The following is an 18,798-nucleotide window of genomic DNA, read 5'->3' as shown; positions in this document are numbered from 1 at the left end:
AAAACATTTTCTATATTTACATCATGCAAATACCTGAAGGCAAGAAAATATACTTCGCATCCGATAATCATTTAGGAGCTCCAACTATAGAAGCTTCACGACCACGTGAAAAAAAGTTTGTCGCTTGGTTAGACACCATAAAACAAGATGCAGCAGCTATTTTCCTTTTAGGGGATCTATTCGATTTTTGGTTTGAATATAAAAAAGTCGTGCCAAAAGGTTTTACAAGAACCTTAGGCAAATTGGCAGAAATTAGCGATTTAGGAATCCCAATCTACTATTTTGTCGGCAACCATGATTTATGGATGCACGGCTATTTTGAAGAAGAACTTAACATTCCCGTTTACCATAAACCACAAGAATTCACGTTTAATGACAAGGTTTTTTTTATTGGTCATGGTGATGGTTTAGGCCCTGGGGACAAAGGGTACAAGCGCATGAAAAAAGTATTTACCAATCCGTTTTTTAAATGGGTGTTTATGTGGGGCCATCCCGATATTGGTATGCGAATCGCACAATACTTATCTGTAAAAAACAAACTGATTTCGGGTGAAGATGATGCTACTTTTTTAGGCGAGGATAAAGAATGGTTGGTACAGTACAGCAAAAAGAAATTAGAAAGCAAACATCGCGATTATTTTGTGTTTGGTCACCGTCATTTACCTTTGGAAATTCAATTAAATGACACTTCTAAATACATCAATCTTGGGGATTGGATTACGTATTATACGTACGGTGTTTTTGATGGGGAAGAATTTTTGCTAAAGCAATATTAAGTATTCGTTTACTCATTTAGCATAGCTTTTTTCAAAACAGCATACATTAATCTGCAATTGATGACGCAACCTTTTTAATTTATTAACATCTATTAGTTAGTGGAATAGTATTAATATCTAATTCAATAATTATGAAAGTAATATACTGTGTTTTTATTCTTCTTTTTCTTTCTTGTCAAAAGGAAGATATTAATCCAATTGAAGATGTAAGTTTAATTGGAAAATGGACAGAAATTATTGAAGCAAAGCCTCAAGGGCTCTTAATTTATGAGCTTACTTTAAATACCAATTCTACATTCATATTAAAAATAAATCAATTTGGTATTTATCCAACCCAAAGCAATCAAGACATATCAGCTTGGACCGAGTTTTCGGGAACTTTTGAACAAAAACCCCCTAATACTTTAATTTTAAAAGCGGGAGAATATAGTTGGTGGGATGATTTTTATGATATGACACCAATATCGGAGGCATCAAATGCCCAAGTATTTGAGAATTGTACTTATAAAATAATAAATGACACCCTAGAATTAACTTATACAACATATCCAGCGGATTCTCCAATAGAGACTAAAAAGGTATTAACTAAGGTTAAGTGATGTGATATCACAAAGATTAAGCTTCTCTTTGATGTTCCTCAATATCTTTTGTTAAATCCAATTTTCTAAAGGAAGGCGATACAATGCCTGTTGTTAAAACGGTGATTAGCGTCATCGTACCACCAAAAACCACGGCATTGACAGTTCCAAAAAGTTTGGCGGTTAAGCCACTTTCAAAAGCACCTAATTCGTTTGAAGACCCCACAAACATAGAATTTACAGATGATACACGTCCGCGCATGTGGTCTGGCGTTTTAATTTGCAGAATGGTTTGTCGCACCACCATAGACACGCCATCGGTGACACCACTAAAAAACAAGGCAACTACCGAAATCCAAAATATAGAGGACAACCCAAATACAATAATGCTAAGTCCGAACCCAAAAACGGCGACCAATAATTTCATGCCAGCATTTTTGCTAATCGGAATATGCGCCGTAATCATTAAGGTTATAAAAGCACCAACTGCAGGAGCGGCTCGTAATATACCAAAACCTTCACTGCCGACTTTCAAAATATCTTGGGCAAATATGGGCAAAAGAGCAATGGCTCCTCCAAATAAAACGGCTATCATATCCAAAGTCATCGCCCCCAAAATGGCTTTAGATTTAAAAACAAAACGCACACCTTCTTTTAAACTTTCAATCACAGGTTCTCCAATTTTGGGATTTAAAATAGGTTTGCGTTTTATTTGAAGCAATATGATTAAGGATAAAACAACCAACCCGAAAATAATGCAAAGCGACCAGTGCACACCCATCCATCCAATAGAGAAGCCTCCAAAAGCTGGGCCTAAAACCGATGCCATTTGCCATGTAGAACTGTTCCATGTGGCGGCATTTGGATAGGCTTTTTTTGGAACAATTAAAGCGATTAGAGAGAAAATCGTCGGGCCAAAAAAGGAACGCAAAAAACCGCCAAAAAAAACGAGTGCGTAAATGCTGTATAAAATGGTTTTTGTAGACCAATCTGCTACTATTTTAGGCCAAGTAAGTAAAAACAACCCCAAACTGATTAATGAAAAAGCAGCAATGCACAAGGCCAACAGATTTCGTTTTTCTTTTTGATCTACAATATGACCAGCAAATAATGCCATGGTAAATGCGGGGATTATTTCCATTAAACCAATCATACCTAAAGATAGAGGATCTTTAGTTAAAGAATATACTTGCCATTCTATAACTATAAACTGCATAGACCATCCAAATATTAGAACAAATCGGACCAATAAAAAAATATTGAATTCTTTAAAGCGCAGTGCAGCGTAAGGATCTATTTTTGACATATTTACTCTCTAATATCCCTTAATTTAAGTTGAAGAGAGACATTGCCCTGCCATGTATTTTCATCAATGGAATAAACGGCTTTAAATGTTTTTTTATCACAGATGATATCCATTTTATCTCCCATGCCAAAACCAATGGCGACAAAACTATTGGATTGTGGTTGAGTGACCGTCATTCTTAAATGGGTTTTGTCTTCGCCCACACATTTCCCATAACCGGTGTCTTTCAAGTTTTCGGTCATAAAAACAGGCGTCATATTTTCTGGACCAAAAGGCGCAAATTGTTTTAAAACCCTATAAAATTTAGGTGTGATATCTTCTAGATTTATTTGGGCATCTATTTTGATTTCGGGAATCAGTAAGTTTCTATCGATGGTTTTAAAAACCTCATCTTCAAAAGCTTGTTTAAAGGCTTCGTAGTTTTCTTTCTTAAGGGTTAACCCAGCAGCATATTTATGACCACCAAATTGTTCAAGATATTCGCTACAATTTTCCAAGGCATTGTATATATCAAAATCCCTTACTGACCGTGCCGAAGCAGCCAGTTTATCGCCACTTTTGGTGAAGACCAACGTAGGGCGGTAGTAAGTTTCTGTTAATCTAGAAGCCACAATACCAATAACACCTTTATGCCAGTTTTCGTTATAAACAACAGTAGTAAGGCGTTCCTGTTCTTTTTGTTCTTCAATTTGTTTAAGAGCTTCTTGTGTAATAAGTTTATCTGCTTCACGGCGGTCTAAATTATAAGTGTTAATTCCTGAGGCTTGTTGGGCGGCTAATGTATCATCTTTTTCAGTTAATAAAGCCACGGCAAAATTACCATGTTCCATACGGCCGGCCGCATTGATTCTTGGTGCCACAATAAAAACAACATCGGTTATTGTAAGTTCTGTTTTTTCAATCTGATTTAAAATAGCTTTAATCCCAGGTCTCGGATTTGTATTGATTACTTCCAAACCAAAATAAGCCAAGGTTCTGTTTTCTCCGGTAATTGGGACAATATCGGCACCAATGGCAGTGGCAACCAAATCTAAATATTCGGTTAAATCCTCAGCGGTTTTACCTTCTTTTAAAATCAATGCTTGAATGAGTTTAAAACCAACACCACAACCACATAACTCTTTATAAGGATAGTTGCAATCGTCTCGTTTTGGGTCTAAAACAGCAACGGCATTTGGGAGTTCAGCCGATGGTCTATGGTGATCACAAATAATAAAGTCGATTCCTAAATTTTTAGCATAATCCACTTTTTCAATGGCTTTTATACCGCAATCCAGTGCAATAATAAGCGTAAAATCATTTTCCAAAGCAAAGTCGATGCCTTTATATGAAACACCGTAACCTTCATCATATCTGTTGGGAATATAGGTGTAAATTAAGGGATGGATTGTTTTTAAATACGAAGACATTAAGGCTACGGCTGTGGTGCCATCGACATCATAATCGCCATACACCAAAATATTTTCTTTATTGGCGATGGCTTTTTCAATGCGTTCAACAGCTTTGTCCATATCTTTCATTAAGAATGGATCGTGTAAATCACTTAAACTCGGTCGGAAAAATCGTTTAGCATCTTCATAAGTTTCAATGCCTCGCTGTAATAATAGCGTAGCAATCACATCATCGACTTGAAGCGATTTTTTTAAATCTGCCAGTTTTGTGGCATCTGGTTTTGGTTTAAGTGTCCAACGCATAATCCTTTTTTATTGCCCTAAAAGGAAATTAATTTAGATTTTAAAATGTCTTTCTTTGAAGCAGTCCATTCTTCTTTCAAGATACTAAATAATACGGCGTCACTTCTCTTTTTATTGTCTTCTGAAGGGAAGATTCCTCTAAATTTACCTTCTTCAACACAACCTACGCTTTTCATGGCATTAATACTTCTACTATTTTCAGCATAAGCCGCTAATCCAATTCGTTCCATTCCCATTTGGTTAAAAGCAAATTCAAATAATAAATATTTACAATGTTTATTCAATCCTGTGCCTTGAAATTTTTTACCATACCAAGTATAACCCAATCGGGTTGCCTGAAGACTAAAGTTAATATCCGAAAGTCTTGTGCAACCTGCAAATTCGTTAGTCCTCCTGTCAATAACTATAAAGGGATATTCTTTTTTGTTTTCTCTATTTTGAATAGTTTCTTGAATATATTTGGTCAAATTTTCAACACCATCTCCTTTTATGAAGGAATATTTCCAAATTCCTGATTCATTCGCAATTTGTAATAGGTTGGAGACGTCTTCCATTTGCAAAGGTCTTAAACTTACAATATGATCTTCAAGAATATAGTCTTTGGAAAAATCGAAAGCACTCATTTGTTATTTTTTGTGAAAATGTGTTTCTACTTTCAACTCAGAAAATTGTCTAAACATTTCCATAACGCCACAATATTTTTCTACCGATAAATCGACAGCGCGCTGCAATTTTTTCTCATTCAAATCACTTCCAAAAAAGTGAAAATGCATAGCAACTTTGTCGTAATATTTTGGGTCTTCTTCGGTTAGATTGGCATCGATTTCAATTTTAAAATCAGCAACCTCCAATTTCATTTTTTTTATAAGCGATGCCACATCCAATCCAGAACAGCCCGCCAATGCAGAAAGCATCAAGGCTTTTGGTCTGTAGCCTTCCGCTTGTTCACCATTTTCTGGAGTTGCTTCAATATATAATTTGTTTCCTGAAGGGTTTGTACTTTCAAACTTCATGTTGCCCAACCAGGTTGTTGTAATATGATTTGTCATTATTTTCTGAATTTTTTTTCGTTACTTGTAACACAAAATTACGTATTAATTCACTAATTATGGTTATGAATATACATCCTAAAAACCCTTTTAATTATATTTTCTGTTTCATTTTTTTAGTGCTTAGTTGTGCTGAAAAAACGGAAAAAAGCGGTTCAAATTTTGTTTTAATCTCCAAAAACTCCTATACAATTGATTCTTATAACGGAATTGGTATTTATAGACTAGACAAAACAAGAGAGTTAATGGATGGCTATTATGTTGTAGGGGATAAGTTTTCTAAATGGGAAGAATTTAGAGTAGAAAAAGGAATTTTAAATGGTGATTATATTGTGTTTCATTCAAACGGAGAAATTTTTACCCATTCCGTTTATCAAATGGGAAAATTACATGGAGAGGAAAAAACAAATTATTTATCTGGAAAATTAAAGAGGGTTAATTTTTATAATAACAATGTTCTTTATGGCAAAAGCATGGAGTACTTTGAAAATGGAAACGTAATGGGAGAGTTTAAAATTGAATATGGAAAGGTAGTGGAGTCTATAATCTATAATAACATAGGACAAATTAATGCTCAAACATTTATTAAAGATGGTAAAACAATTACACAAAGTATTTTAAATGGAAAAATTTTGACTGAGCGGATTTCTTCTAATTATGATAATTTTGAAGCTATAAAGTTTTATAATGATAGTGGCAGTGTTAAAGCTTATTTAAGAATGCTTGAAGAAGAAGATAATTTCTACTTAATAGAGATGGATAATATCGGTAATGAGATGAATAGAATAAACTTAAAAACGAATCCACAAGAAGCTTTAAAATATCAAGAATACCTTAAAAGTTTCTAAATTCTACTGTGATACTGTTTTAAAGTTCATTATGTTATTAAGCAACACATCAAACACATTGTTGCTTCTCTCTAAGAGGCATACTATCAAACACCAATCCTTCAAACCCCGTTTTCATAAAGTTTCTAATATTTTGGTGTCCTGTGCCATTTAAATTATTTAAAACTTCTTCAAAATAGTATTTGCCAAAACATGCTAAAGTCTCATTTTTAGTAAATCCTTGTAGTTTTGCAAATGCCAATAATTTGCAGGAACCTGAATTTTCACCAACTTTATTATATAACTCACCATTTTTAAAAGCGGTAGGTTTAAACATGTAGTTTGATTCAATAACACTTATGGTGTCTGTAAAGTCAATGTCTTTTGGAGCTGTTTTTAATTTATTTAAAAATGCTTCTAATGTCATAATTATTTATTTTTTCCACCAACACAAATAACAATCTCTCCTTTGGGTGGCTTATTGGTATAATAATCTAAAACTTCTTTGGCTGTGCCGCGGATGGTTTCTTCATACAATTTGGTAAGTTCTCTGGATACAGACACTTGCCTATCTTCACCAAAATACTCACAAAAATGGGCTAACGTTTTGACTAGTTTATGCGGACTTTCGTAAAAAATAATGGTTCTAGTTTCTTCAGCAAGGAATTGCAATCGGGTTTGTCGCCCTTTCTTAACAGGCAAAAAGCCTTCAAAAACAAACTTATCGTTTGACAATCCTGAATTTACCAATGCAGGTACAAAGGCTGTCGCGCCTGGCAAACAATCGACTTCAATACCATGCTCAATACAAGCCCGGGTTAATAAAAATCCAGGATCGGAAATAGCGGGTGTTCCAGCATCGCTGATTAATGCAACGGTAGTTCCAGCTTTTAATTTATTAATTAAATTTTCAATCGTTTTATGCTCGTTGTGCATATGGTGTGATTGCATGTGTGTGGAAATTTCAAAATGCTTTAAAAGTTTTCCAGAGGTTCGGGTATCTTCCGCAAGAATTAAATCAACCTCTTTTAAAACATCTAAGGCCCGAAGCGTGATGTCTTTTAAATTTCCAATTGGCGTTGGTACAATGTAAAGTTTACCCATTATTTAAAACTTACGCTCAATAATGCCCATAAAACGTTCTTCAAATTCTTCTTTGCCTGTCCAATTATTATAATCGGGTTTTACAATATTACGAATGAAATTCGAAGCTTCATCTAAAGAATTAAAGGTGTTCAATTGTGATAATACGCGCTCATAATCTTCATGTTTGCCATTAAATAAATGCTTAATAAAGGCAATTTTATCATTCAGTCCAATATGTATGCCGCCAATTTTTAGCTTATCGTTTAAAGATTTTTTTTCTGTGCCGTTTTGGATTTTTGAAACAGGCTCAAAAATGGGCATATTTCTAAAGTCGGCCGTAATATCATCAAAATCGTTTTTTAAAGGATCTTTTTTTTCAGTAAGGGATTCTAGTACAGCATCAACATGTTCTGGTTTATCGGGCATTTGCGATACCATGTCTTTAATGGTTTCCATGCCTCGTTCCATAATGTTATCGTCTTCAATCTCATCCAAATTGATATATATTTTATCTTCTATTTCAATAGAGTCACTTATTTTATTGTTAAAAGATTCATCCAACATACCAAAAAATGAGGTATCACTACCAATAGTTGGCATGCTATTTTCAAAATTTTCATAGGCAAACTTTAAAACCGACAGTTTTTCAAAAAGCACTTTGGCTTCATCATGCATTTTAATAACATCTTCCTTTCCTTTTAATTTAAGAATTCTGTGTGCAATACTAACAAGCTCAGATTCTAGCTTCTTTTTCATGTGTTTTTATTTATTGTTTTTTAATGGTCACAGGCTACATCCATATAATCTTTTGCAAGTGATATGCTGTTTTTAGCAATGGATGTTTATTTTCAAATTAATACTATTTGGGCTTTTGATTTTTAATAAATTTATGTCACCTTTATACGAACGAAAAAAGGCTTTATTTTAGTGTTAAAATTACGAAATGTTTCTTGAAAATACGGTAAATCATAAAGAACAATTTGGGTGGATTGAAGTTATCTGTGGTTCCATGTTTTCTGGAAAAACGGAAGAATTAATCCGCAGGCTTAAGCGTGCACAATTTGCAAAACAAAAAGTTGAGATTTTTAAACCAGCTATTGATGTGCGTTACAACGAAGACAAAGTGGTTTCGCATGATGCCAATGAAATACGTTCTACGGCCGTTCCAGCAGCAGCTAACATTCCTATCCTAGCCGATGGTTGTGATGTAGTTGGCATTGATGAAGCCCAGTTTTTTGATGATGAAATTGTTCGCATTTGCAACGATTTGGCCAATAAAGGCGTACGCGTTATTGTGGCAGGATTGGACATGGATTTTAAAGGCAATCCGTTTGGCCCCATGCCTAATTTAATGGCTACAGCCGATTATGTTACCAAAGTGCATGCGGTTTGCACCAGAACTGGCAATTTGGCACAGTATAGTTATAGAAAATCTAAAAACGACAATTTGGTGCTTTTAGGCGAAACCGATGAATATGAGCCTTTAAGCAGAGCCGCTTTTTATAAAGCCATGACGCTCGACAAAGTTAGAAACATGAAAGTGAACGATCCAGAAGAAATCCCAAATAAACCAAAAGATACGAATGCCTAAAGCACAAGAAACCGTTTTAGAAATAGATTTAAACGCCCTAAAACATAATTTTGAGCACCTTAAATCCAAACTTAAAAATCACACCAAAATTTTAGCGGTTGTTAAGGCTTTTGCTTACGGAAGTGACTCTTGCGAAATAGCTACATATTTAGAAACCCTAGACGTTGATTATTTTGCGGTAGCCTATGCAAATGAAGGGGTTGCTTTAAGAGAAGCTGGTGTTACAAAACCTATATTGGTGCTACACCCCATAGCGGTTAATTTTAAAACGTTGATTAAATATTGTCTTGAGCCAAATTTATATAGTTCCAAAATTTTAGAAACATTTATTGAAGTTGCTACTCAAGAAAATCAAACCAATTATCCTGTACATATAAAATTCAACACTGGATTGAACCGATTGGGTTTTGATGAAAACGATATTGATTTTATTGCCAAAACATTAAAGGAAACATCAGTTGTAAAAGTCAAATCTTTGTTCTCACATTTAGCCGCTAGCGAAGATTTAAACGAAAGGGAATTTACGGTAAACCAAATTAATAAATTTAAAACCTATTCAGAAAAGCTTATTAATTTAATAGGATATGCCCCTATTCGCCATATGTGTAACACTTCGGGAATTTTAAATTATCCGGAAGCACATTTTGATATGGTTAGAACAGGCATTGGATTGTATGGTTTTGGAAATTCTGAAAAGGAAAGTAGAAACCTGAAGCCTATAGCGACTTTAAAGACCATTATTTCACAAATTCATACGATTGAAAAAGGGGAGTCTGTTGGTTATAATCGGGCGTTTAAAAGTGAGTCTTCACTAAAAACGGCAACGCTTCCAATTGGTCATGCCGATGGTATTAATAGAATTTATGGCAACGGAAAAGGATTTGTTACCATCAATGGAAAAAAAGCACCTATTGTTGGGAATGTGTGTATGGACATGATTATGGTGAACATCACCAATATTGATTGTCAAGAAGGTGATGAGGTGATTGTTTTCGGACCCGAATATACTTCAGCTGAAACTTTAGCCGAATCTGCTAGCACTATTTCGTACGAACTCATAACCTCCATATCTCAAAGAGTTAAACGTGTTTTGTTAAAATAATAACATTAGTAGATATTAACATTTGCCGATTTTTAACTATTTTAGTAGTTCACTAACTATAAAACCAATTTTATTATGGGAATGCTAAAAGAATTTAAGGAATTTGCAATGAAAGGCAACTTGGTAGATATTGCCGTTGCTTTTGTAATGGGTGCCGCTTTTAATAAAGTGGTCACAACATTTACAGGAGGAATTGTGTCACCACTTGTTGGATTGATTTTCCAATCCGATTTCAACGATTTAAAATACGTCATTACCCCAGGAACTCTTGATGAAGCAGGAAATGTGACGGGTGAAATAGCTGTTTTATATGGAAGTTTCATAACCAGTTTAATAGATTTTATTATTGTGGCATTTGTCATGTTTATGATTATAAAAGCGATTAACAAAATGAAAAAGAAAGAGGAGGCTGCTCCTGCACCTCCAGCGGGTCCAACCCAAGAAGAATTATTAATTCAAATCAGAGATTTGTTAAAAAAATAACAATATGTTAAATATATAACAACGTGTTATTTTTTGTTAAAAAGCCTTTGTTTATTGAAAACAGGGGCTTTTTTTTGATTTTAAAACAGAATTAATAATTAGTTTTGCCGAGTAATTTATTAAAAAGTAAAGAAATGAAAGTAGCTGTTGTTGGCGCCACTGGAATGGTGGGCGAAGTGATGTTAAAAGTATTGGAAGAACGTAATTTCCCTGTTACTGAATTATTGTTGGTAGCTTCAGAGCGTTCAGTTGGAAAAAAATTGACCTATAAAAATAAAGAGTACACCATTATTGGGTTGGCTGATGCTGTGGCGGCAAAACCTCAAATTGCTATTTTTTCTGCTGGTGGCGATACCTCTTTGGAATGGGCGCCTAAGTTTGCCGAAGCAGGAACTACTGTGGTTGATAATTCGTCTGCATGGCGCATGGATCCAACTAAAAAATTAATAGTTCCAGAAATTAACGCCAATGAATTGACCAAAGACGATAAGATTATTGCAAACCCAAATTGTTCAACGATACAAATGGTGTTGGCATTATCCCAACTTCATAAAAAATATAAAATGAAACGTATTGTGGTTTCAACTTACCAATCCGTTTCAGGAACTGGTGTTAAAGCCGTAAAACAATTAGAAAACGAGATTGCAGGTATAGAAGGAGATATGGCTTATCCGTATCCAATTAGTAGAAATGTGTTACCGCATTGCGATGTATTTTTAGAAAATGGCTACACTAAAGAAGAAATGAAATTGGCTAGAGAGCCTCAAAAAATATTTAACGACAAAACATTTTCGGTAACCGCTACGGCTGTTCGTGTCCCTACGTCTGGAGGACATTCAGAATCTGTTAACGTTCAATTTGAAAACGATTTTGATTTAGCAGATGTGAGACAAATCATCAGTGAAACGCCTGGTGTTGTTTTACAAGATAACACAGCAACCAACACCTATCCTATGCCTATGTTCGCGCATGATAAAGATGAGGTTTTTGTGGGACGTTTGCGTCGGGATGAATCGCAACCCAATACATTAAATATGTGGATTGTTGCCGATAATTTGAGAAAAGGTGCCGCAACCAACGCCATTCAAATTGCAGAATATTTAATTGCTAAAAAATTAGTGTAAACCTTTATTTATCTTAGTTAAACCAAAGCTTCTATGTTACATAGGAGCTTTTTTTTGCCTATTTTTGTTGTTAACCTACTTATATGAAAAAGATAATCCTATCTGTTTTTTTGCCCTTATAATATTATTAGATTGTAATAAAGAAATATCAAACGAAAAAGTGATTGAAATAAACTACCCTCTAACTAAAACCGTAGACAGTATTGATATCTATTTTGATGTTAAAGTTAACGATCCTTACCGTTGGTTGGAAGACGACAGAAGCAAAGAAACTGAAGCTTGGGTAAAAGCCCAAAATGTGGTTACCAATAGTTACCTTGATAATATTCCATTTAGAAAAGAACTTAAAGAACGTCTTTCTAATTTATGGAATTACGAAAAAATCGGCGCCCCTTTTAAAGAAGGAAACTACATGTATTTTTCCAAAAATGATGGCTTACAAAATCAATATGTGGTTTATAGGAAAAAAATAGGTAGTGAAGATGAAGAACTATTTTTAGACCCAAACACGTTTTCGAAAGATGGGACAACCTCTTTAGATACTTTAAGCTTTTCAAAAGATGGCAATATTGTCGCTTATTCTATTTCTGAAGGGGGTAGTGATTGGAGAAAAATTCTAGTCATGGATGCTGAAACTAAAAAGATTATAGAAGACACACTTATTGATGTAAAATTCACCCAGATATCTTGGTACAAGAACGAAGGCTTTTACTATTCTAGTTATGATAAACCTATGGGTAGTGAGCTTTCAGCAAAAACAGATCAACACAAAGTATATTACCATAAATTAGGAACACCCCAAAAAGAAGATACATTGATTTTTGGAGGCACTCCAGAAGAGAAACATCGTTATATATATGCTCATGTTACTGAAGACGATAAGTATTTAATTATAACACCTAGAATTTCAACATCAGGTAATAAACTTTTAATTAAAGATTTATCAGTTAATAATAGTCCGTTTATAACCATTTTGAATGATACAGAGAGCGATACTTCCATCATTGAAAACCATGGCAGCACATTATATTTGGTAACAAACTTAAATGTGCCCAATAAAAGGATTGTTAAAGTCGATGCTTCGAATCCAACGCCAGAACATTGGGTTGATGTCATAGCTGAAACAGAACATGTATTGAATGCTTCCGTTGGAGGGGGTTATTTTTTTGCTGAATATATGGTAGATGCCATCTCTAAAGTAAAACAATACGATTACAATGGTAAATTGATAAGAGATATAGAGTTACCGGGATTAGGAACAGCGTCTGGTTTTTATGGAAAAAAAGAAGATGTTACATTATACTATTCATTTACCAATTACAACACACCTTCTAGAATTTATTCGTTAAATACGCAAACAGGTAAAGCCACTTTACATTGGTCGCCAAAAATAGATTTTGACAGTAATGATTATGAAAGCAAACAGGTTTTTTATAATTCAAAAGATGGGACAAAAATCCCTATGATGATAACTTATAAAAAAGGCTTAGAACTTAATGGAAAAAACCCAACAATCCTTTATGGATATGGAGGTTTCAATATCAGTTTAACACCAACCTTTAGTATATCAAATGCTGTTTGGATGGAACAAGGGGGCATACTGGCCATACCAAATTTACGAGGCGGTGGCGAATATGGTCGTAAGTGGCATGATGAAGGAACACAATTGAAAAGGCAAAATGTGTTTGATGATTTTATTGCCGCGGCAGAATATTTAATAACAAACAAATACACATCTTCAAATTATTTGGCTTTAAGAGGTGGTTCCAATGGCGGTTTGTTGGTTGGCGCCGTTATGACTCAGCGTCCTGATTTAGCAAAAGTGGCACTGCCAGCCGTTGGGGTTTTAGATATGTTGCGTTATCATACATTTACCGCAGGAGCAGGTTGGGCTTACGATTATGGTACAGCCGAACAAAGCAAAGAGATGTTTGAATATATAAAAGGCTATTCCCCAGTTCATAATGTGAAAGCTGGTGTAGCATATCCTGCGACTTTAATTACAACCGGAGACCATGATGACCGTGTGGTACCAGCGCATAGTTTTAAATTTGCGGCTGAATTACAAAGCAAACAATCGGGTAATAATCCAACATTAATACGTATTGAAACCGATGCAGGTCATGGGGCTGGAACGCCTGTAAGCAAAATCATTGAGGAATATGCCGATGTTTTTGGATTTACACTTTTCAATATGGGTTTCAAAGTATTGCCTAGTAAAGTAAATGAAAAATTAAAGGATAATTAAAAAGTAAACCAAGATATTCTAAGGAATATTAAATAGCAAAAAACACTATAGCTTTACCAGATTTAGTGTTTATGTCATGTTGTTTACATTTTTTGAGTCTTATTTATAAGGCTTTTATTGCCCCCAAAAATGATAGATGACATAAATTATAACCAATCCAGTAAAAAGCAATACAATTCCAGCCAACCTTTTTTTCTTAATGTATAACAATAGGATGAGACCGGATAGCGAAATTATGGTCATTAAAATAGCAGATATATCAATGACCCAAAGCCATGCTTTACCAGTATCCCTTCCTTTATGTAAATCATTAATAAAACCCATCAATCCTTGATTGGTTTCCATTAAAGAATAACTAGCATCAGAGCGATTTATAAACACATCCGCAGCATAACCCGGTGCTTTAAAAGTAACACTAATTTCACTATCATATATACTAAAATCGGCAACGGCACCTTTTACTTTATATGTATTTCTGAAGTGTTCTACAATGTCTAATTTTTTAATTTTTAATGTGTCCGGAGCATTTACCCAACTAGGTTCTAATGTGCCTTTATGTTGTGTAATGGAAGTATTTTTTTGAAAAAAATCGGCATGGTTCAACGTTAGCCCTGTAATTGAAAAAAACAATACAATTATAAAGCTAATCATCGAAAGGTAAATATGTAGCCATCTTGAATATTTGGCTATAAACTTCTTAGGCATTTTATTTCTTTTTAATTTCTAAAGAAGCAGAAGCTACTTCAGGATTTTTAGCCAATTCTATTTTATTCGCTTTATTATTTATCTTAATATCTTGGGTTATTAATTGGTAAGTTCCATGTTCTCTAACAACTTCAATATTTACGATGTACGTACCTTCTTTTACGTATTCGCCTTTATCGTTTTTGCCATCCCATTTAATAGCATAGTTACCGGGAGGTCTTGTGGCACTCGATATGGAATTAATGGTTTGAGATTCCACATTAAATGTTGCATAATTAGCTCTGTACCAAGCTTTCAAATCCCTCAGCCATTTGGGTTTGTTATACCAAACCAGTAGGTTTCTTATAGGGGTTTTGTCTTGATCTTCAATCCAAATAGCAACAAATGGTCTTCTATAAGGGCCATTAAATTGAGCCAATTCTAGATTGATGGTTAACTCGTATGCTGGATTCCACTGACCATCTTTGACAACAGTGATATCAGTATTATTTTGTTTTATTGCTTCAACCGATTCCCAATTATCACTTTCAATTCGGTTACCATCTTTGTTAATGATCAGATATGCTACATCGGGAAACTGTTTAGCCAGTTGCATGCTTTCCTCAAGGGTCATGATATTAAAAGCAGTGGCTAATGCCCCGGCATCCGTGGCATTATTGGCAATAACACTGGCCGAAATAATGTTATCTGCCGGCATACCAGTTGTTGGATTAATGATATGTGAATACCAATGATTTTTAATGAGATGGCCTCTTTTATAATTTCCACTGGTTGCAATAAATTTATTTTGAATTTTAACAACATCTAAAGCAGCATCGTTAATGGCGCTAGCCTTTGGGTTGGCAATTTCAATCGTTTCAGTTTGATTGCCTGAAACAAAAATATCACCTCCTATATTCATAACAATACCTTCCACATCGGTATTTGCCATTACTTTTTTTGTAGCGTGATCTATAATATAACTTTTCACAAAGGTATTTAGCTTTAAGGGCACATTTGTAAGATGTGTAATGGTACCGTTTTTATAATCAATACTCCAGTGTGTTTGATTGGCCGTATTTGTAGCCGTTTGCAAATCGTTTTTTGAAGGTAAAATTTGTGTGTTTTCGGCAGTTTTCCATACATCGCTTACCACTTCAAAAGCAGGATTTATGGTACCATCGGTGTTGTTTTTCCAGGTGTCAAATAAACTCAAAACCTCTATAATTTCTTTGGATACTTTTACAGGAGTGTTTTGGGTACGCATCCAAATGCTGAATTCACTTTGTGCATCATATGCACTTAATATTTGAGAAAGTCTATTTATTTCATTTAAAGCAATTTTTTCTGCAATGAGGGCTTGTTTGTTAGACGTTGTTTTTATTTTCATCTCAAAAGAGGTTCCCAATATATTTTCAAAATGGGAAATAAAAACAGTGCTATTTTTTTCTTTATTTTTAATTGGAATTTTCCAACTAGATAATGTGATAATTGCAAATAAGAACAATAAAAACAATGTCTTATTTTTTAGAGTAGTATACATATCCTTAATGATTATAACACTTAGATAAAGATTTAGAACAAAGGTTTAAAGGGAATGCCATATATTATTATAATCTTTTTTTTAAGATTTTGATAGAGTTATAGGCAACAAAAAAGCTTTATACTTTTAAAAAGTATTTTCTTACTTTATATTTCACAGGAGCCTGATTTAAGCATGAAAAATGGCATCTTCACCAATGCTATTCAAATGGTAGAATATTTAACAGATAAAATTTATGTAAACGTTTAAATATCTTAGTTTAACGAGAACTTAATGTTTGATGATGGTTTTTTGGTTATTTTTGAAGAAATAAAATTCATACATTTTGTGTGGGATTGTAAATTCGCTTTTAATTTTCGTACGGGAGTTGTTATTGTCAGAAAAAGTTTTAGCAAAGGCAGAAAGATTTAATTTAACAATTGTTTGGAATAAATGATACGAATTTTAAAAGATCAACCTAATATCATGACCATTGGCATCATTTGATAACATACTCTCTGAGGTTAAAGAGAAAAACATTACAACACTTTTTACAGACTATTACGACACCATAGTCCACAGAAAAGTGCACCCAAACCAAGCCTTAAGGATTTGGTCCAAACTCATTATTACAGAGCTTGGCTTAAATACAACAATAGAAAATCTCTATTTCACAAGGATTTCAAGTTCAGAATACCTTGCAAAAAAATATGGTTTAGATGATGTAGAACTGTCTTATGAGGTTTTAAAAAATGAAATCGCACTACGACTGATTAATTCTAATTTATTACCTCCTAGTAAAAGGGATTCTTTTTTACGGATTTTTGAGCTTGCCGATTTAAAATCGGAACAAATGGTTCAATATCTTAATCCAAATACCCTTGAGTTCCTAAAAACCCTTAAATCCCAAGGAATCAAAATTGTTTTAATATCTGATTTTTATGGGCCAAAATCACTTTTTGAGAATCTTTTAGAACATCATGGTATAAAGCACTTATTTGAAGATATTTACACGTCTTCTCAACTAGGAAAAAGTAAGCACCGTGGGAACATTTATCTAGATATTTTGAATCGTTTGGGTTTAGAGCCCCATAAAACGATGATGGTTGGGGACAACAAGCGTAGCGATTTTTTAAAAGCCAAAGAAGCAGGCATGAGTGCCTATAGATTGCCTCATAAAAAATATTTGTTAAAGAATAAAATCAACAATTTAGGCAGCGATAAAACAAATCTTAATAACGCCATAGAGTCCATTAGAAAGAAAACTAGGGAAGAGCAATATATGCCATTTACGGAATACATTATTTTTTATCATGTTTTCATTATGCGGCTGTTCGAGAACTGCTCTAAAGAAGGTATTAAAAACCTCTTTTTTCTATCTCGTGAAGGTCAATTTTTAAAGAAGTTATTCGATTCTTATCAAGATTCCATATTGTTATCAAAAGATAATGCTATTAAAACACACTATCTTAAAATTTCCAGACAGGCATCTTTACAAATTTCATTTAAACCTTTAGAAGAAGAAAATTTTAATTACTTAAAAAAGAACTATCAAGATTTATCCGTTAGTCGTTTTCTAGACACATTTAATTGTACTGAAAATTTTAAAATGGATATAGCTCAAGAGCTTCAATTGGATATTGATAAAACGATTCAAGATTTCTTTAATTCTCAAGCCTTCGAGCTTTTGAAGGGTAATAGTAAATTTCAAATATTTTACGATACTAATAGGACTTCTAATAAGGAAGTATTCAACAACTATGTTAATAGTTTGTTAGATGGTAATACACATGATGAAATGGTTTTGGTAGATGTTGGCTGGGGAGGTACCATGCAAGAGTCAATTTATGAATTTTACAAGAAAGAGAAAGCTATTTCTGGATATTATTTAGGTTTAAAAGAAATTTACACAATCGAAGAGAAAACCAAACGATCTGGATTATTATTTTCAATATTACCTTATGCCACCTATTCAGATCATATACTCATGGCAAATACACAGTTGTACGAACAATTTTCAGCGGCTAGTCATGGATGCGTTTTAGGATATAGTGAAGAAGCAAAAGACTTCACAATAGAAGTTCATAAAGCAGAAGAAAAGTGGCTTTACGATAATTATATTAAATTGCATCAAGAGCAAATGTTTACAATACATCAAGAACTCTTAAAAACGATGGCCCCCATTTGCTATTCAGACCAAATGCTAAATGACGCTCTTAATGATTTTGCTTTAAAAACTGGCCTTCTACAAAATCACAGAAAACTAGCTTTTTTACAAACATTAAGTTCTGGTTTTTATCAAAATATAGGAGAAAATAAAGTGGGGATCTCTTATCAACCGACAAAATTGGGGAGTCCAATAAAATATACTATTGGTTTTTTATTAAGACCAGAGCGCTTTTTTAGATACTTAGTAAAAATAAAGCCAACCCTATATAGTAAGAACAAAGTTTTAGCCTATTTGTTTCCTTCATACCTTATATATGTATATTTCAAGTTCAATAAATGGGTGAGATTCAAAATATTAAAATCACATTTTCTATTAAAATTCAATTATTTTCAATAGCGCCAACTTTAAAACAGCAAGTTCTTTTTCAATATTGTTTAGAATAAATAAAATGTCCTTTAATTATAATAGGCATACTGTTTTAGACGATTTGTTGATAAAAATAAATACCCGCTCCGATTGGAGCTTACCGAAAAGTGTGCCTTTTTCATAGAAAAAACG

At 33.8% G+C, this 18,798-nt stretch carries 18 protein-coding genes; 9 read left to right on the top strand and 9 right to left on the bottom strand.

Translation table 11 applies throughout. The features are described from left to right. Positions 1 to 23 precede the first annotated feature (23 nt). Entirely contained in the window at positions 24 to 776 is a 753-nt protein-coding gene (locus tag CDH49_RS01605) for a UDP-2,3-diacylglucosamine diphosphatase (RefSeq protein WP_100613559.1), read from the top strand. 131 nt (positions 777 to 907) lie between these two features. Next, the gene (locus CDH49_RS01600; RefSeq protein ID WP_100613558.1) at positions 908 to 1,375 is read left to right on the top strand and encodes a hypothetical protein; all 468 of its coding nucleotides are present in this window, start codon (positions 908 to 910) and stop codon (positions 1,373 to 1,375) included. A 16-nt stretch (positions 1,376 to 1,391) separates the two neighbouring features. Here CDH49_RS01600 and CDH49_RS01595 read toward each other — a convergent pair whose 3' ends face one another. From CDH49_RS01595 to CDH49_RS01580, 4 genes are read right to left on the bottom strand one after another with little or no spacing between them, the layout of a single operon-like run. Next, positions 1,392 to 2,660 (bottom strand): MFS transporter, encoded by a 1,269-nt coding sequence (locus CDH49_RS01595; protein ID WP_100613557.1) that lies wholly within the window; start codon positions 2,658 to 2,660, stop codon positions 1,392 to 1,394. A gap of 2 nt (positions 2,661 to 2,662) precedes the next feature. Next, entirely contained in the window at positions 2,663 to 4,354 is a 1,692-nt protein-coding gene (gene recJ, locus CDH49_RS01590) for a single-stranded-DNA-specific exonuclease RecJ (RefSeq protein ID WP_100613556.1), read from the bottom strand. Positions 4,355 to 4,371: 17 nt separating this feature from the next. Further along, a complete protein-coding gene (locus CDH49_RS01585) occupies positions 4,372 to 4,977 on the bottom strand; it encodes a GNAT family N-acetyltransferase (protein WP_100613555.1) in 606 nt (201 codons plus the stop codon). A 3-nt stretch (positions 4,978 to 4,980) separates the two neighbouring features. Further along, the gene (locus tag CDH49_RS01580) at positions 4,981 to 5,403 is read right to left on the bottom strand and encodes an OsmC family protein (RefSeq protein ID WP_100613554.1); all 423 of its coding nucleotides are present in this window, start codon (positions 5,401 to 5,403) and stop codon (positions 4,981 to 4,983) included. Between the two features lie 59 nt (positions 5,404 to 5,462). Between CDH49_RS01580 and CDH49_RS01575 the strand changes: the two genes are divergently transcribed. Then, positions 5,463 to 6,251, top strand: a complete 789-nt coding sequence (locus tag CDH49_RS01575) for a toxin-antitoxin system YwqK family antitoxin (protein WP_100613553.1) — start codon at positions 5,463 to 5,465, stop codon at positions 6,249 to 6,251. Positions 6,252 to 6,300: 49 nt separating this feature from the next. Here the strand turns inward: CDH49_RS01575 and CDH49_RS01570 are convergent, their stop codons facing one another. From CDH49_RS01570 to CDH49_RS01560, 3 genes are read right to left on the bottom strand one after another with little or no spacing between them, the layout of a single operon-like run. After that, positions 6,301 to 6,657, bottom strand: coding sequence for a HopJ type III effector protein (locus CDH49_RS01570; RefSeq protein ID WP_100613552.1), 357 nt, complete (start codon positions 6,655 to 6,657; stop codon positions 6,301 to 6,303). 2 nt (positions 6,658 to 6,659) lie between these two features. After that, positions 6,660 to 7,334 carry a 16S rRNA (cytidine(1402)-2'-O)-methyltransferase gene (rsmI, locus tag CDH49_RS01565; RefSeq protein ID WP_100613551.1) on the bottom strand — a complete coding sequence of 225 codons (675 nt, stop codon included), beginning with the start codon at positions 7,332 to 7,334 and terminating at the stop codon, positions 6,660 to 6,662. A gap of 3 nt (positions 7,335 to 7,337) precedes the next feature. Further along, positions 7,338 to 8,072, bottom strand: a complete 735-nt coding sequence (locus tag CDH49_RS01560) for a hypothetical protein (RefSeq protein WP_100613550.1) — start codon at positions 8,070 to 8,072, stop codon at positions 7,338 to 7,340. 187 nt (positions 8,073 to 8,259) lie between these two features. Here CDH49_RS01560 and CDH49_RS01555 point away from each other — a divergent pair, with 187 nt between their 5' ends. The 5 genes from CDH49_RS01555 to CDH49_RS01535 all read left to right on the top strand — a co-directional run bounded on the left by CDH49_RS01555 (position 8,260) and on the right by CDH49_RS01535 (position 13,864). Then, positions 8,260 to 8,907: a thymidine kinase gene (locus tag CDH49_RS01555; protein WP_100613549.1), complete on the top strand. Its 648-nt coding sequence runs from the start codon at positions 8,260 to 8,262 to the stop codon at positions 8,905 to 8,907. Beyond that, entirely contained in the window at positions 8,900 to 10,009 is a 1,110-nt protein-coding gene (gene alr / locus CDH49_RS01550) for an alanine racemase (RefSeq protein ID WP_100613548.1), read from the top strand. Before CDH49_RS01555 ends, alr begins: the two co-directional genes overlap by 8 nt. A gap of 75 nt (positions 10,010 to 10,084) precedes the next feature. After that, positions 10,085 to 10,492 (top strand): large-conductance mechanosensitive channel protein MscL, encoded by a 408-nt coding sequence (gene mscL, locus CDH49_RS01545; protein WP_198513441.1) that lies wholly within the window; start codon positions 10,085 to 10,087, stop codon positions 10,490 to 10,492. Positions 10,493 to 10,626: 134 nt separating this feature from the next. Beyond that, positions 10,627 to 11,616 (top strand): aspartate-semialdehyde dehydrogenase, encoded by a 990-nt coding sequence (locus CDH49_RS01540; protein ID WP_100613547.1) that lies wholly within the window; start codon positions 10,627 to 10,629, stop codon positions 11,614 to 11,616. A 160-nt stretch (positions 11,617 to 11,776) separates the two neighbouring features. Continuing rightward, the gene (locus tag CDH49_RS01535) at positions 11,777 to 13,864 is read left to right on the top strand and encodes a prolyl oligopeptidase family serine peptidase (RefSeq protein ID WP_394344559.1); all 2,088 of its coding nucleotides are present in this window, start codon (positions 11,777 to 11,779) and stop codon (positions 13,862 to 13,864) included. Positions 13,865 to 13,978: 114 nt separating this feature from the next. Here the strand turns inward: CDH49_RS01535 and CDH49_RS01530 are convergent, their stop codons facing one another. Together CDH49_RS01530 and CDH49_RS01525 are read right to left on the bottom strand one after the other, a co-directional pair. Further along, positions 13,979 to 14,569 carry a PepSY-associated TM helix domain-containing protein gene (locus CDH49_RS01530; RefSeq protein ID WP_100613546.1) on the bottom strand — a complete coding sequence of 197 codons (591 nt, stop codon included), beginning with the start codon at positions 14,567 to 14,569 and terminating at the stop codon, positions 13,979 to 13,981. Between the two features lies 1 nt (position 14,570). After that, positions 14,571 to 16,091: a DUF2271 domain-containing protein gene (locus tag CDH49_RS01525; protein WP_100613545.1), complete on the bottom strand. Its 1,521-nt coding sequence runs from the start codon at positions 16,089 to 16,091 to the stop codon at positions 14,571 to 14,573. Positions 16,092 to 16,563: 472 nt separating this feature from the next. On the opposite strand from CDH49_RS01525, the gene CDH49_RS01520 reads away from it, so the two are divergent. Then, positions 16,564 to 18,636, top strand: a complete 2,073-nt coding sequence (locus CDH49_RS01520) for an HAD family hydrolase (RefSeq protein ID WP_100613544.1) — start codon at positions 16,564 to 16,566, stop codon at positions 18,634 to 18,636. Positions 18,637 to 18,798 lie beyond the last annotated feature (162 nt).

The organism is Confluentibacter citreus, from assembly GCF_002807055.1.
GTDB lineage: Bacteria > Bacteroidota > Bacteroidia > Flavobacteriales > Flavobacteriaceae > Confluentibacter > Confluentibacter citreus.
Note: the sequence above shows the minus strand (reverse complement) of the source record. Positions and strands in the feature narration are given on the sequence as shown.

What these genes read in the sequence shown, in the direction of transcription:
- recJ (WP_100613556.1), bottom strand. Translation starts at nt 4,354, where the DNA reads ATGCGTTGGACACTTAAACCAAAACCAGATGCCACAAAACTGGCAGAT.
- CDH49_RS01540 (WP_100613547.1), top strand. Translation starts at nt 10,627, where the DNA reads ATGAAAGTAGCTGTTGTTGGCGCCACTGGAATGGTGGGCGAAGTGATG.
- CDH49_RS01525 (WP_100613545.1), bottom strand. Translation starts at nt 16,091, where the DNA reads ATGTATACTACTCTAAAAAATAAGACATTGTTTTTATTGTTCTTATTT.
- CDH49_RS01575 (WP_100613553.1), top strand. Translation starts at nt 5,463, where the DNA reads ATGGTTATGAATATACATCCTAAAAACCCTTTTAATTATATTTTCTGT.
- CDH49_RS01570 (WP_100613552.1), bottom strand. Translation starts at nt 6,657, where the DNA reads ATGACATTAGAAGCATTTTTAAATAAATTAAAAACAGCTCCAAAAGAC.
- CDH49_RS01585 (WP_100613555.1), bottom strand. Translation starts at nt 4,977, where the DNA reads ATGAGTGCTTTCGATTTTTCCAAAGACTATATTCTTGAAGATCATATT.
- alr (WP_100613548.1), top strand. Translation starts at nt 8,900, where the DNA reads ATGCCTAAAGCACAAGAAACCGTTTTAGAAATAGATTTAAACGCCCTA.
- CDH49_RS01555 (WP_100613549.1), top strand. Translation starts at nt 8,260, where the DNA reads ATGTTTCTTGAAAATACGGTAAATCATAAAGAACAATTTGGGTGGATT.
- CDH49_RS01600 (WP_100613558.1), top strand. Translation starts at nt 908, where the DNA reads ATGAAAGTAATATACTGTGTTTTTATTCTTCTTTTTCTTTCTTGTCAA.
- rsmI (WP_100613551.1), bottom strand. Translation starts at nt 7,334, where the DNA reads ATGGGTAAACTTTACATTGTACCAACGCCAATTGGAAATTTAAAAGAC.
- CDH49_RS01580 (WP_100613554.1), bottom strand. Translation starts at nt 5,403, where the DNA reads ATGACAAATCATATTACAACAACCTGGTTGGGCAACATGAAGTTTGAA.
- CDH49_RS01605 (WP_100613559.1), top strand. Translation starts at nt 24, where the DNA reads ATGCAAATACCTGAAGGCAAGAAAATATACTTCGCATCCGATAATCAT.
- mscL (WP_198513441.1), top strand. Translation starts at nt 10,085, where the DNA reads ATGGGAATGCTAAAAGAATTTAAGGAATTTGCAATGAAAGGCAACTTG.
- CDH49_RS01595 (WP_100613557.1), bottom strand. Translation starts at nt 2,660, where the DNA reads ATGTCAAAAATAGATCCTTACGCTGCACTGCGCTTTAAAGAATTCAAT.
- CDH49_RS01530 (WP_100613546.1), bottom strand. Translation starts at nt 14,569, where the DNA reads ATGCCTAAGAAGTTTATAGCCAAATATTCAAGATGGCTACATATTTAC.
- CDH49_RS01560 (WP_100613550.1), bottom strand. Translation starts at nt 8,072, where the DNA reads ATGAAAAAGAAGCTAGAATCTGAGCTTGTTAGTATTGCACACAGAATT.